This is a genomic window from Paenibacillus sp. FSL K6-1566, assembly GCF_038050475.1.
GTDB lineage: Bacteria > Bacillota > Bacilli > Paenibacillales > Paenibacillaceae > Paenibacillus_AQ > Paenibacillus_AQ lactis.
This window is the reverse complement of the sequence record NZ_JBBOSR010000001.1, coordinates 1,734,616-1,748,207: the sequence shown is the minus strand read 5'-3', so window position 1 is coordinate 1,748,207 and position 13,592 is coordinate 1,734,616. Positions and strand designations below refer to the sequence as shown.

Annotated in this window: 13 protein-coding genes; 3 read left to right on the top strand and 10 right to left on the bottom strand. The window is 52.8% G+C overall.

From position 1 onward, the window contains the following. Positions 1-98 precede the first annotated feature (98 nt). From NST08_RS07400 to NST08_RS07360, 9 genes are all read right to left on the bottom strand, one after another. A complete protein-coding gene (locus NST08_RS07400; RefSeq protein WP_007130775.1) occupies positions 99-983 on the bottom strand; it encodes a carbohydrate ABC transporter permease in 885 nt (294 codons plus the stop codon). A gap of 13 nt (positions 984-996) precedes the next feature. Next, positions 997-1,878, bottom strand: coding sequence for a carbohydrate ABC transporter permease (locus tag NST08_RS07395; protein ID WP_028406781.1), 882 nt, complete (start codon positions 1,876-1,878; stop codon positions 997-999). A gap of 99 nt (positions 1,879-1,977) precedes the next feature. Next, positions 1,978-3,306 (bottom strand): extracellular solute-binding protein, encoded by a 1,329-nt coding sequence (locus NST08_RS07390; RefSeq protein ID WP_341341653.1) that lies wholly within the window; start codon positions 3,304-3,306, stop codon positions 1,978-1,980. 112 nt (positions 3,307-3,418) lie between these two features. Then, a complete protein-coding gene (locus NST08_RS07385) occupies positions 3,419-4,207 on the bottom strand; it encodes a response regulator transcription factor (protein ID WP_341341652.1) in 789 nt (262 codons plus the stop codon). Further along, the gene (locus tag NST08_RS07380) at positions 4,182-5,972 is read right to left on the bottom strand and encodes a cache domain-containing sensor histidine kinase (RefSeq protein ID WP_213616068.1); all 1,791 of its coding nucleotides are present in this window, start codon (positions 5,970-5,972) and stop codon (positions 4,182-4,184) included. Before NST08_RS07380 ends, NST08_RS07385 begins: the two co-directional genes overlap by 26 nt. Before the next feature lie 281 nt (positions 5,973-6,253). Next, a complete protein-coding gene (locus NST08_RS07375; protein WP_213616066.1) occupies positions 6,254-6,535 on the bottom strand; it encodes a hypothetical protein in 282 nt (93 codons plus the stop codon). A 238-nt stretch (positions 6,536-6,773) separates the two neighbouring features. Then, positions 6,774-8,507, bottom strand: coding sequence for a hypothetical protein (locus NST08_RS07370; protein WP_213616064.1), 1,734 nt, complete (start codon positions 8,505-8,507; stop codon positions 6,774-6,776). Continuing rightward, on the bottom strand, positions 8,488-8,715 hold the full coding sequence (locus NST08_RS07365) for a hypothetical protein (protein ID WP_007130782.1): 228 nt from the start codon (positions 8,713-8,715) through the stop codon (positions 8,488-8,490). The genes NST08_RS07370 and NST08_RS07365 overlap by 20 nt, the downstream gene beginning before the upstream one ends. A 218-nt stretch (positions 8,716-8,933) precedes the next feature. Further along, on the bottom strand, positions 8,934-9,158 hold the full coding sequence (locus NST08_RS07360) for a helix-turn-helix domain-containing protein (RefSeq protein ID WP_006208732.1): 225 nt from the start codon (positions 9,156-9,158) through the stop codon (positions 8,934-8,936). Between the two features lie 289 nt (positions 9,159-9,447). Here NST08_RS07360 and NST08_RS07355 point away from each other — a divergent pair, with 289 nt between their 5' ends. The 3 genes from NST08_RS07355 to nagA are packed head-to-tail and all read left to right on the top strand — an operon-like array spanning position 9,448 to position 12,240. Next, positions 9,448-10,323: a MurR/RpiR family transcriptional regulator gene (locus NST08_RS07355; RefSeq protein ID WP_007130783.1), complete on the top strand. Its 876-nt coding sequence runs from the start codon at positions 9,448-9,450 to the stop codon at positions 10,321-10,323. Positions 10,324-10,327: 4 nt separating this feature from the next. After that, a complete protein-coding gene (nagB, locus tag NST08_RS07350; RefSeq protein WP_210095154.1) occupies positions 10,328-11,056 on the top strand; it encodes a glucosamine-6-phosphate deaminase in 729 nt (242 codons plus the stop codon). Then, a complete protein-coding gene (nagA, locus tag NST08_RS07345) occupies positions 11,053-12,240 on the top strand; it encodes an N-acetylglucosamine-6-phosphate deacetylase (protein WP_341341651.1) in 1,188 nt (395 codons plus the stop codon). Before nagB ends, nagA begins: the two co-directional genes overlap by 4 nt. A 106-nt stretch (positions 12,241-12,346) precedes the next feature. Here nagA and NST08_RS07340 read toward each other — a convergent pair whose 3' ends face one another. Beyond that, positions 12,347-13,402, bottom strand: a complete 1,056-nt coding sequence (locus tag NST08_RS07340) for a YhcN/YlaJ family sporulation lipoprotein (protein WP_007130786.1) — start codon at positions 13,400-13,402, stop codon at positions 12,347-12,349. Between the last annotated feature and the right edge of the window lie 190 nt (positions 13,403-13,592).

The following is a 13,592-nucleotide window of genomic DNA, read 5'->3' as shown; positions in this document are numbered from 1 at the left end:
TGGTCAACGATATCAATGCCGCAGCCCGGTCTCTCATTCTGAGACCGGGCTGCTTAATATGTGACTCTACTTGTCACCCTTTATCAAAACGCATGCAATTATCCCTTCACCGAACCGGCTGCAATGCCTTCCACAATCCGGTCGCTCAGGAAGAGGAACATCAGCAGAATCGGCAAAATGCTGATCATCAGCGTCGCGCCGATGGCTCCCCAATCGGTCGTATACTGCCCGATAAAGTTCTGGACCCCCACGGTCAGCGTCTTGAACATATCCGAGCTGATGAACGTGTTCACGAAAATAAACTCGTTCCAGTTATAGATCATGTTGATGATTGCCGTCGTGGCCAATACCGAGCCTGTCATCGGAAGCACAATCCGGAAGAATACGCGGTGAACCGAGCAGCCATCCATGACTGCGGCCTCCTCCACTTCCCTCGGCAGCGTATAGTAAAATCCGAGCAGAATCATGATCGTGATCGGCATATTGAACGCCACATACGAAAGAATGAGCGACACCGGATGGTCGGTCAGCCCGGCTTTGTTGAACAGGCTGAACAACGGAATCAGCGTGGAGTGAACCGGGATCATCATCGCAACCATGAATAAGCCGAGAACGAAGGAGCTGCCCTTCCACTTCATTCTCGTTATGGCAAACGTCACGAGACTGCCAAGCATAATCGTCAATACGGTGGCGGCGACGGTAATCCAGACGCTGTTCAGAAAATACACGCTGATGTTGCCCGCGCTCCATACCTTTTCATAGTTCTCCCAGCGCGGATTCATCGGCAGCGACAATGGCGGCAGATCGAATACTTCCTGGTTGTTCTTCAGCGAGAACAGCAGCAGCCATACGAGCGGAAACAGCTGGAATACCGCCACTCCGATCAGCACGACATACAGCAGGGTGTACCCCAGCTTACGCGCACCCCCGCCGCCAGATCGGGATGGACGGCTCCGGAGCTGTCCTGCGGCTCCTTGAATCATGAAACATCCCTCCTTATGAATATTGGATCGTATCTTTGGTTGCCGTTAATTTCCGAATGACCCAAGTCACCAGCAGACAGATGACCAGCAGGAAGAAGCCGATGGCACTCCCATAACCGAAATCATAAGCGCGGAAGGCCGTATGGTACATATAGGACGCCATAACCTCGCTCGCGCCGTTCGGTCCTCCGTCGGTCATAACAAAGATTAAGTCGAAATATTTCAAGGAGCCGACGACGGCGAGTACAATCGTTACCTTGATGACTTCCATGATAAGCGGCAGCTTGATCCGGAATGCAATTTGCAGCGAGGTCGCCCCGTCGATCTTCGCCGCTTCCACCAGCGATGCCGGGATGTTCTTGAGGGCGGCGTAATAGATCAGAATGTAAAAGCCCGCATACTGCCACAAAATCGGGATGAACAGGGCGTACAGCACCAGCGAAGGCTCGGCGAGCCAGGCCGGCGGGTTCGTGATCCCGATCGACTCCAGGAAGCTGTTCACGATCCCGTTCGTCGGATGGTACATGCGAAGCCACAGCTGCGCTATGGCTACGGAAGACAGCAGCATCGGAATCAGATAGATTTTGCGGAACAGGCCGGCGCCTTTAATCTTTGAGGACAGCACCATCGCCACAGCCAGGTAAACGATCAGGCTGAGCGCGGAGAATACCGCAAGCAGCAGCGAGTGCCATGCACTGTCCCAGAACTTGCCGTCGGACAACAGCGCCTGGTAATTGTCCAGCCCGATAAACGTCATCGCGCCGATGCCGTTCCACTCGTTCAGGCCGTAAAATGCCGTAAGCACGATTGGAATATACACGATCGCCATGATCACAAGCAAAGCCGGCAGCACGTACAAGGCAATGACTTTTTTATTGGACATTACTTTATCCAAAGTTATCGACTCCTTTCCCGAATCGGTCCTCCAGGAAGCATTTATCCGGCATCGCTGCCGGATAAATGGGATTCCCAGTCTCTTGGTTGCCTGATCGTCTTATTTCCCTTTGGATACGGCCTTGTCGTGCTCGTCCGAGAAGTTCTCCGGCGTGACCGCTTTGCCGAAGAGGGCCTGAATCATATTCAAATGCGTCTCGGCTGCATTCGCTTCCATCTGGACATCCGCAAACAAGGTAATGCTGCTTGCCTGGTTCATTTCGTTGAACAGGTCGATATACAGCTGCGGAAGCTCCAGCGATGCGGTATCCACCTTCGTTGCCGGAATGACGCCCGCGCCGGTCACCGATTGCTCGCCCCATTTCGTGACGAAGTACTCCACGAATTTCTTCGCTTCCTCCTTCACCTTGGAGTCCTCGGAGATGAACAGTCCGACGCCCGGACCGCCAACCCAGCTGTTAATGTCGCCTTTGCCGCCATCCACCGTCGGGAATTTGAAAAATCCGACGCTGTCGCGGAATTCCTGCGGAATCTCTTCATTGGTCGTAAAGTTCGGCAGCTCCCAGGTTCCCATCATATACATGGCAGCTTTGCCGTTCAGGAATTCGGATTTGGCCTCTTCGTTGGACAAGCCGTTGAACCCTTTGACAAAAGCATTGCCGTCGACCAGCGACTGAATTTCTGCGGCAGCCTTCACAAGAGATTCGTCCTTAAACGATACGTCGCCGCTAATCGCGTTCGCCAGCGTGTCCTGTCCGCCGATCCGATCAGCGAGGTACATATACCAAAGGGAGCCGGTCCAGCGATCCTTATTGCCCAACGCAATCGGTGCGATTCCGTTATCGGAGAGCGTTTTCACAATCTGCTTGAATTCCTCGTAGCTCTGCGGCACTTGCAGGTTATACTGTTCAAAAATCGCTTTATTGTAGTACACCGGAGCGATGTTGAACTCCAGCGGCAGCGCATAGGTCTTGCCATCGATCGCATAGGCCTCCGTCGTACCCGAGACGAATTTTCCGTTCAGCTCGCCGCTGAGCAGATCATCGACAGGCGCGAACAGATTGCCTTCCACATAAGGCTTTAAAAATCCGGCAGCCCATGTTACGCCGACATCCGGCAGCTCATTCGATGCAGAAAGCACTTTCAATTTGTTCTTGTACTGCTCGTTATCCAGAACCTCCTGCTTGATCGTCACGTTCGGATTCTCATTCTGATAATCCTCGATGATCTGGTTAACGATCTTGTTCTGGCCCGCGGATACGCCGGCCGGCCACAGATGCATGAAGTTTACGGTTACTTTCTCTCCCTCGCCGCTGCCGCTGCTTTTATCGCCGCCGGCCCCTTCGGTACCGCCGCCCGATCCGCAGCCTGCCGCAAATACAGCCAGGCACAATGTCAGAAGAAGAACTGTCCATTTTTTGTTGAACACGTTTCCAACCCCTTTTTTAGGATGTCTTTTGCGTAATGAAACCGCTTTAGTTCAATTGTAGCAATGAGGGGATGAACGGATAAGGTCATAACGATTGGGTCTAATTCCACTATTATTGGATCTTCTCTCCTGCATCCGTCACGCTCTGCCGGTATTGGCTCGGGCTTACCTGCTCCATGTCCCGGAACACTTTGACAAAATATTTGGATGTCTGGTAGCCGACCTGCTCCGCGATTTCAGCAACGGACAGGGGTGTTGCCGCCAGCAGCTCCTTCGCCCGCTGCACGCGCCGTCTTGTCAAATATTCGCTGAAGGTCAGCCCGGTCTGTTCCTTGAACAATACGCTGAAATAGCTCGCATTCAAGTGAAGCCCTTCAGCCACCTCCTTCAGGGATACCTGCGCCTGGAGATGCTCATCCACATACCGCATCGCCTCCTGCACCTGAACGCTGTACACCTTCTCCTGCCCTGCTGCCTCCAGGAGCTTCGGATCAACGAGCTTCTCCATCCGCGCTACGCGCTCCTTCTGGTCGCCGCGCTGAAGCGCCATCTCCACCGCTTCCACGAGCTTCCGCTTATCGATCGGCTTGAGCAAATAGTCCACCACGCCGAATTGGAGCGCCTTCCTTGCATAGTCGAACTCCGAATAACCGGAAATCACGATAATCACCGGAGGATGCCTCAGATCCTGCAGTCGCTCGATCAGCTCCAGCCCGCCGATTTCCGGCATGCGGATATCGGTCACAATGAGCTGCGCCTCGTGCTCCTGCAGCCATTTCAGCGCCTCAACGCCGCTGGCAGCGGTCTCGATCCGGTTGCGTCCGGAAGACCATGCTTCCAGTGTTTTTCGAATGCCTTCTCTTGTTCTCGGTTCATCATCCACGATCAATATCGTCTTCATGCGTCTCTTCCTCCCCGGGATTTCTACGGTACACGTTCGGGATCTCAAATGAGATGGTTGTTCCTGCGCCTGCCTCGCTCTGAATGCACAAGCCCGCTTGTCCGGCATCATAGTACAACCGCAAGCGCTGCTCGACGTTGGACAGGCCGACGCCGCTGTTTTTGGAAGACGGCACATGCCCTTTTTCCATGGAGGCATACAAGGACGCGAGGGTTTCCCCGTCCATGCCGGGTCCGTCATCCGATACGGACACCACCGTATGCCCCGGCCGTTCGGATGGCTGTGCCCGCACGATGACCGTGCCCGGTCCGAGCCGCTGCTCCACGCCATGGAGAATCGCATTTTCCACAATAGGCTGGATGAGCAGCTTCGGGATCGGAACCGCCCTGCTCGCCTCGTCCGCTTCAATCCTCCAAGAGAGGCGGTCCAGCATCCGCATTTTCATAATGATCAAATAGCGCTCGGCATGATCCAGCTCATCGCCGATCATCACCCACTCATCCTCATCCTTCCGGTTAATCACGTAACGAAACAAGCCCGACATGGCCACTACGATTTGAGCCAGCTCTTCTTCGCCCTGATCATCGAGCGCCCAATAAAACGCTTCCAGGGTGTTGAACAGAAAATGCGGGTTAATCTGCGCCTGCAGAGCCTTCAGCTCGGTCCGGCTCTGGATAAGCTCCTTCTGATACACCACCTCGATCAATTCGTTAAGTGAATCGACCATCTGGTTATACGTATTGGTAAGCTCGTTGATCTCCATCGTCTTCGAGGTGACCGATATCGGCTTCAGCGTGCCGAACCTTGCCCCTCGCATCGACTTGATCATCTTGAGAATCGGGCGGATAATCATCGTCGTCAAGATGAAGCTAAGGATTAGGAACAGCAGCGCGCCGACCGCGCCGGATACGATAACCGCCGTCCGCAGCACCGAAATGCCCTCTGTCGTATAATCCACCGGCGTCAAAATCACGAGCGTCCACCCCGTGGCTTCCGACTGCTTCTGCACCGCGATATAATCCTCGTTACCTATGGTGACCGTCTCGCCCTCGCGATGCAAAATCTCCTTGGAATCCACCGTCACGTCGAAATCGGAGGATATTTCATGGCCGGCTTGATCGAACAGCCCCATCGCTTCCCGGGATTGCCCCGTATCGCCCGCCGAGTCGGCGAGCTCGAAATAGCTCTTCTCCAGCCGGACGAGCAAGTACCCGCCATGTGCGAAGGATTGGTCAACCAGGCGGACCCGCCGCATGGCTACGACCACATCCTGATCCCGGGGATCCTGCCCGAACCATACAAGCTTGCCCATTCCCTCGTCCGCCATCGCGATCCATTCGCCCCTCACCCGGCTCGCCAGGCTCCCCTCATCCAGCGGAAACAATCGCCGATAATCGGTCGTATACAGCTCCAGCGATCGAATACCGGTCGCGTAGGCCTCATATTTGCGAACCTCCTGCTGCAAGGACTGCCGCTCGCCGAACGTAATCGGTTTGCCTTCGGTTTCCTGGGTCAGGAATCGCTGGACCGTGGCATTCGTGGACACTTGGGCGGTCAGCGTATCGACCTGCTTAAGCAGCACATCCAGCTTGCCCGTGGCTTGAACGGCGGTCTGCTGAATATGCTTTTCTGCACTGTTGCGGAGCAGCACGGATACCTGCTCGTATACAAATGCGCCTACCAGCGCAAGCACGATCACCATGACCAGCATAAACCCGAGAAATATTTGATTTCGCAGCGTATTCAGCCTGCCGAATCGGTTCATGTTCCAAGCACACCCCTTCCCGTGGATGAACAGACTGTTATTCGCTGTGCACATCATGAGTGAGCGAAGCGAAAGCTTCGCCTCATGAGAAAGTTATAACAAACGATATCGGCTTAAGTCTATGGCTATGTTTATACTCGTAAGGAAATCCTTTGTAAGTTGAACAAATGAATGTAGTTAGGGCAAGTATGTAGAGTATTCCTTCAATCGCTGTTAGGCAAAAAAGAGGAAGGGCGCAGAATATGACTCTCTCGCCCTTCCTCATTCGCACATGCTCAGCTCTACACGGGATACAGCTCCTGATGCCGCTCCAATTCTCTTCGGCACGCCTTGCACAATCCTCTGACAGCCCCCGAAGCATCGGCATAAAACGTCAGCTTGCGCCGCTGCTTGCATCGGCTGCAGATCTGTCCTCTGCCCGCACCTCCGCTTCTTCGGCTTCTCGATTTCAGATCGATCACGTTACCGCCCTTCGCAGCTTGCCGTGTACGTCTTAATCGAGCGAAAAATACGGGAACGAAAACTGCGATGATTATGACCGCAATTCCGACCGCCACCTCCACGCCGGCCCACCTCCTCGCTCTTTAGGGCGCCAGAACCCGCTTTTTGGCCCTGTCTGGATTCCGGCTTCTATGCCCTCTTCCGGATTCCCTTCTGTCTCTTACAGTCTAACAAATGAGGTGCCCGTTCGGAAAGCAGCCTATTAAACCCTATTCCCATTCCGATGGAGGTGCCCATAAATGACCGCAATACAAGCGAAAGATCGGAATACGCCTTGTGCGCCTTGCTTCTGGCTAAAGCTTAATTTCCTGTTAAAAAACGCCTCTCGACCCAAACTCCCGGTGCCCCCGCAGTAATACACTCCCAACCATCAACAATATATTTGGTTCCTACCGTGCCCAGCTCCGCCCTATTTTCGTTCACAACACGATCACCCTTTTTCCAGCTACCCTGTGTTGGGATGGCCGGGCCTGTAACAGCAACGTTGTCGCCTTCCATTCTAATCTTGGTATACGTTGAATTAAATGAACCCACAGGGCCTGCTGATCGCGTTTTCCATCGTTCGCCCGTCGAGAGGAAATATCCGAGATCATAGACGTGCACGCCATTGCCTACAGGGATATCAACCCAATGCGTATACTGCCCGGCCATTTTGCCTCGGTAGAGTCTGATTTTTGACAATTGCATTTCAGGCCGATTCGACACATTGAGATATGGAACTTGAGCTGCCGGATTGGTCACGTGAGCACTTTGTTCCCCTCCGCCCCATCTTCCAACCTCCCGATCTACAGGGCCGAAGTAGTACACTGCCTGATAGTAATACGTCCCAGCAGCTTCATCAAAGCTCGTATGGTTTGTGACGGGCACCCCGAACAGCACGAAATTCCTTGTGAACTCTGCCTCGTTGATACTCGTGAATATTCGATTATCCGAAATGTAACTGTCTTTCGAGTAGAGCGGGCTGGCGTTCTCCCACTGTTCCGAAATTTTGGTACCGTCAAAGCTTATTTTTGCCGCCGTGGCCATTCCGAATGAAGGATCCAATGCGAACTGCGGACGCCGGAAGAAGTTTGTGATTTTGACATTCGTATTCTTGAAGTAAGCATCAAAATAATCGGGATCCGTGTAATTCTTCGACTGATCGGTTCTGCCCCTTAAGTGTATAACTGCATAGTTTTCGATGATGCACGGCATGGACGGTTTGTCGTTGGCTGCACCGGTTATCGTTAATGGGATCGGCTGATAATCCTTGTGGTACCAGTGATATATGTCCCTCAGCGTTACCTGGCTGGAGATGATATGAATCTTTCCGTGTTCGCAATGGAAATTCTCGATGGAAACGCCCATGGATTTATTGATCCGTATATCCCCGTTTATGCATCCAGCGATTTTTCCGCCATTGCAATATTCCAGGTTCAGCAGATTAAAATTGCTGTCCGCGGCACCTGCTGTATGGCACCGATCGATAAAGAGCCCGTCGCCGTTGTATTTAATGTCAATCAGCGGGTCTGTGCCCATACAGTTCACAAAATAAAGTTTCTCAAGATGCATCATATCGGAGTAATCGCCGTCACTGAACCCCTCTTTCAAAATCCCTTTGTACACACCTCTAAATGTGATGTTACGAAAATTTGTTTTCCCTCTGGTGTAGAACGCCTTAGCGTCCGACAATTGATGAGGGTTTTCGAATTTGAGGTTTTGGATGGTAGGAACCTGTTCCCCACCCCATTTCACGATGGTCGAGTTTTGGAGGGTTGAGTTCACGTAAAACAAAAATCCACCTGTCAACGTCCCGCCGCTCAAAGGGATTATCTTGGCCAGATTCCCTTCAATGCTCACATTATGTGGGATTATGACTGTATTCTTAATGCCGTAAGTTTTAGTCCCATTAAGAATGATAGTCCCAGCTTTGCCCCCCAATTTATCGATCGCGTCCAAGAAAGCTTGAGTATCATCGGAGCCATCACCAGCCGCACCAAACTGAGAAATGCTCACTCCAAAATCGAATTGTTGATCACGGATTTGCTTGTCCATCGGATGCCACCGCCTTCTCTTTGATGGCCATTGCAGCATTGCCATTAGCAGGAGCAAACGCCGTCCCATTCCCCAGCGTATCATCAGCCGATTCTGCTTTGATCTTTACCTTCATACCTCCGTCATCGCTGTCGGCCAGGTTGATCGCTTCGCCGGCGTTGTTGTATTGCTTGTTAAGCAATGGTGCAGCATCATACGCACTGCTCATACATGGTTCGCTCCTTTTTTGACTGGTTTGGACCTCGCCGGTCGTTACTTCATCATATGCTATGTTTTCATGTGTGCCTTCGGTTTGTATTGTTTCGCTAACATAGCAGCAAGGATACTGGGAGAAGTCACCTTCCTCCAACACAAAAAAGCCTTCTTGCTCCCCTTACAGGGGAAGAAGGCTTTCGCTGTGCTCTCGTTCATACAACCGGCATGATGTCAGATCTTTAACTCACCGAGTTTTATCAACTCAACGACAGCTTGCGAACGGCCCTTGACGTTTAGCTTCTGCATGACGTTGGAAATGTGGTTACGCACCGTCTTTTCGCTAATAAACAACTGCCCGGCGATGTCGCGAGTCGTTTTGTCTTGAACGAGCAATTCAAACACTTCGCGTTCACGGTGGGTTAACAAGAACTTGCTGTTATGGTCGGTCCCCTTCAATGGTGTCACCCCTCCTTGCCCGGGTATGTGTGGTCTAACAAGGTTTAGGGATACAGTCAACTCATATTATGTTGAAAATGGGGGGATGGTGCGCGTGCTGCCGCCATTTGGGCGTATTATCGACGATTAGTGATTTTTATCCTTGCTTATCCGCACACGTTGTTCTATGATGATGTTGTTAAAAATTATTTTCTTTTCATTTTCATTTTCAATAAAATTATTTTCATGAATTCGCACCTGATGCCGCACGATAAGCTTACCGGGAATCAGTGAAAAAAGGAGGCTTGCGATGACACCGATCCTGCATATTATCTCTGTCGAAAAGGACCGCCTGCCCCGGCAGGAAAGACGGCTCGCAGAGTTCATTTTGGCGGCCCCGTCCGAGATCGTGCACATGGGCATTAAGGATCTTGCCGATCAGTGCGAAGTCAGCGCCGCGACGGTAACCCGCTTTTGCAAAAATTTTCAATGCAAAGGGTATCCTGATTTTAAGCTCAAGCTTGCCTCTGAGATTGCGCATGCCGAGATGGCAGCGCGGACCGGCAACACCCGCTATCAGGATATCGTGGCCGGGAATCCGCTCGCAGGCATCGTCGAGGCGATCGAATCCAATCATCTGACCTCGATTCGGGACACCACGGAGCTCCTTGATCTCGGGCAGCTGGAACGGGCAGTGGATGCCCTGTGCCGCGCCAAGCGGATCGATCTGTACGGCGTTGCTACTTCATCGATCGTGGCCCAGGACTTCTATCAGAAGCTGATCCGGATCGGCAAGAACTGCACGGCCTTCGCAGACTCCCATATGCAGATCACATCGGCTTCGACCTTGACGTCAAGCGATGTGGCCGTAGCGGTCTCCTACTCGGGCGAAACGCCCGAAACGATTGATGCGCTTGCTTGCGCAAAGGATGCCGGCGCATTTACGATCAGCATCACTTCTTATCGAAGCAGCGCGATATCTGCCTTGGCGGATATCACACTGTATTCTTCCTCGCTGGAGGAAGGCATGCGCCGGGGCGATATGGCTTCCCGGATCGCGCAGCTTCACATTATCGACATCCTGTTCATGGGAATGGCCAGCCGTGACTTTTCCACGTATGTACCGAGGCTGGAACAGTCCTATCTGAATGTTAAAAACTACCGCAAAAGCCGAGGAGGACATTGAAGACATGAATATTTTCATACTGCGTAACGAAGAACAATTTGTACAAACAGGCGCCAGCCTGATCTCGGGACTGCTGCACACGAATCCACGGGCAACCCTGGGTCTGGCTACGGGCAGCACGCCGATCGGTTTGTACGCCAAGCTGATTGAAATGAACAAGCAAGGGCTGGTCAGCTTCGCGCAGGCTACGACTTACAATCTGGACGAGTATGTCGGTCTGCCTGAGAACCATCCGGAAAGCTACCGGACCTTCATGAACGAAAAGTTCTTCAACCATATCGATATTCAGATCGAGCGGACGCATGTGCCAAACGGCAATGCAGCAAATCTCGAAGAAGAGTGCCTGAATTACGACCGGATGCTCGAAGAGCACGGCCCGGTCGACCTTCAGCTTCTCGGCATCGGCCATAACGGTCACATCGGCTTCAACGAGCCTGGCGAATCCCTTACCGGGGGAACCCATTTGGTTGAGCTTCAGGAGAAGACTCGCACGGCGAATGCAAGATTCTTCCCTTCCTTGGACGATGTCCCTACCCATGCCATCACGATGGGAGTGGCCAGCATTCTAAAGGCCCGTCAGATCCTTCTTCTCGTTCGGGGCGAGGATAAAGCCGAAATCGTGCATCGCGCACTGAAGGGGCCAATTACAACGGAATGTCCTGCATCCCTTCTTCAGTGCCACTCCAATGTGGTCGTTCTTCTCGACCAAGGCGCAGGGAGACTGTTCGTATGAAAAACGACACCTTAGCTCAAATGCAACTGCTGTATGGAAACGTGCTGACACCAACAGGTCTGATCCAGGAAGGCGTGCTCGCCATCGCAGGAGAGAAGATTGTTTATGCCGGTGAAGCTGCCGGATTGCCGGCCGAGCTTCAGCAAAATAATGCTCAAGTGCTCAAGCACCCGGATGGTTACATCATTCCCGGCTTCATCGATATTCATGTCCATGGCGGCAACCGCGAAGACTTCATGGATTCGAGCAAGGAAGTTTTGGATAAAATCACATCGTTCCACAGCTCCCAAGGCACGACGGCAATGCTGGCGACGACGATGACCGCGCCGAAGGCAGATATCGACCGGGTTCTGCATGACGTACAGAATTACCGTAATCAAGAGATGCCTTATACCCGGCTTGAAGGCGTACATCTCGAGGGGCCATTCATCAGCCCAAAATGGCCTGGAGCTCAAAACCCCGAGCATATCGTCCTGGCGAACATCGAGTGGCTCGAGGAATGGGTATCGACGTATCCTGGCCTTGTTCGGCAGGTCACCCTTGCCCCTGAGCGCGAAGGCGCACTGGAAGCCGTGAAATGGCTTAGCAGCCATGGTATTGTCGCTGCGCTGGGTCATACCGATGCAACCTATGAAGAAGTCGAGGCGGCCGTTGAGGCCGGTCTGAGCCATGGCGTGCATACATTCAATGCCATGACGGGTCTGCATCACCGCAAACCCGGCGTCGTCGGAGCCATGCTGAGCGATGACCGTCTGAGCTGCGAGATCATTGCCGACGGCATCCATGTTCATCCGGCAGCGATGCGAATTCTGGCTCGCGTGAAGCCTCAAGATAAGCTCATCCTTATTACGGATGCGATGTCCGCAGCAGGGATGCCTGACGGCGAATACACCATAGGCGATTTGCCTGTCGTCGTAGAGGATGGCATCGCTACGCTCAAGAGCAACCGCAACAGTCTGGCAGGCAGTACCTTGACCATGATCAAGGGCTTCCAGCTTCTCGTTCGCGAGGTTGGGTTAAGCCTGGAGCAGGCTTCGCTTGCCGCCAGCACGAACCCGGCCAGGAAGATCGGCATCGACGACCGCACCGGTTCGCTTGAAGCCGGCAAGCTCGCCGATGTGCTGCTGCTTGATCATAAGCTTGAGCTGCAGGGCGTATGGATTCAAGGAACGCGCAAACATTAAGCTGTAACAGCGATCGAAGTATGAAGGAACATGCAAAGGAGCTGCCATGTTAAGGATGTACTCATCCTAACGGGCAGCTCCTTTAGCTACAGCGAATGTTTCGGTTTTACCGGCTGTTCCGGTTCCCGCCGAACCATCCATCGTCCGTATCGTTTCTCATGAGATTGCCGCGGGTATCATTCATGCCGTCACGTCCGCCAAGGTTAAGCGGGAAGATGCGGTTGATCCATGAACCGAAATCACGGGAAAGCGTACCGAACGTGTTGCCGGCATTGCCGTTGGTAGCAAATCCGTTTGCTTGCTGATAAAAATCCTGATCCGAGGAAACATAAACCTGCTGGATATGCGGAGCCGTCTTGCGAATTTTGCTGCTAATTTCCATACGGATATGCTGCGGAACATCATTAGCGTTATTATTTGTGTTCATCATTCCCATATTGTTACCGTTATAAGTTCCATAAGGCACGCCGTTAATGCCTGTTCCGATTCGGGTGTCGTTCATGTTGCCGTCAGTGCCTCTCGTACCTGTCATCGTGTTGGTACGCGGGGTATTCATCGTATTGAAGCCGCCGTCAGCGAAGCCGTTGTTCCGCGTCGTACCGCGAACCCCGAAACCGCGCGTATCCGCATTGCCGCCAAGGCCTGTACCAAATCCGGTATTGTTATCTACGGTACGTCTGGTATTGTCGGTCATATCGCGAAGAAGACCGACACTGCCGGTGCTTGTGTTATACGTGCCGTCCATCGCATTGCTGCGGGTTCTAGTCGTCATCGTTCTGCCGGTACCGGGACTAATTCCCGTCGTACGTCCGTTGATGCTGTTGGTTTGTGCTCCGCCGTTCTGGTTGTCCAGAGCCAGCGAGACATAAGCGTTACGGTTGGTTACAAACACATGCGCAGAGCCTACGCCGCTGATGCGGGACACTTTAGCGGAAAGCTCCCGGCTGTATTTCAGATTTGTAAGGTCGTGCTGCGTGCCTGTTGGAGTTTGGTTGTTCCGAATGGAATTTACCCCGACACGGCCGCCGTCGACATTATTCGTGCGCGTCGTATTGCCGTTGTTCGCTTTGCCGTTGTTCGCATTGCCGCATCCTGCAACTGCGGTCATGCTGAGAAGCAGGGCCGCGGAGACGGTCAGGTTGAGGGCTTTCGATTTAATCATGTTCATCCTCCATCTCTATAATAAGTGTAGTAACACCGTTAGGATGGCTTTGCGGCAGTAGCGGTATGCTGAAAGGTTTTAACATGGAATATAAGTGTATCCTCGGTTCAACGGCACTCCTGTATGCGAAACACCCGCTTTTCGGTCCGCTGCCATATAAAAAATGCCGATGGAATTCCATCGGCATTTG

Excerpts from the sequence above, each read along its gene's own strand:
- NST08_RS07400 (WP_007130775.1), bottom strand. The coding sequence starts at position 983 with ATGATTCAAGGAGCCGCAGGACAGCTCCGGAGCCGTCCATCCCGATCT.
- NST08_RS07385 (WP_341341652.1), bottom strand. The coding sequence starts at position 4,207 with ATGAAGACGATATTGATCGTGGATGATGAACCGAGAACAAGAGAAGGC.
- NST08_RS07380 (WP_213616068.1), bottom strand. The coding sequence starts at position 5,972 with ATGAACCGATTCGGCAGGCTGAATACGCTGCGAAATCAAATATTTCTC.
- NST08_RS07370 (WP_213616064.1), bottom strand. The coding sequence starts at position 8,507 with ATGGACAAGCAAATCCGTGATCAACAATTCGATTTTGGAGTGAGCATT.
- NST08_RS07365 (WP_007130782.1), bottom strand. The coding sequence starts at position 8,715 with ATGAGCAGTGCGTATGATGCTGCACCATTGCTTAACAAGCAATACAAC.
- NST08_RS07355 (WP_007130783.1), top strand. The coding sequence starts at position 9,448 with ATGACACCGATCCTGCATATTATCTCTGTCGAAAAGGACCGCCTGCCC.
- nagB (WP_210095154.1), top strand. The coding sequence starts at position 10,328 with ATGAATATTTTCATACTGCGTAACGAAGAACAATTTGTACAAACAGGC.
- nagA (WP_341341651.1), top strand. The coding sequence starts at position 11,053 with ATGAAAAACGACACCTTAGCTCAAATGCAACTGCTGTATGGAAACGTG.
- NST08_RS07340 (WP_007130786.1), bottom strand. The coding sequence starts at position 13,402 with ATGATTAAATCGAAAGCCCTCAACCTGACCGTCTCCGCGGCCCTGCTT.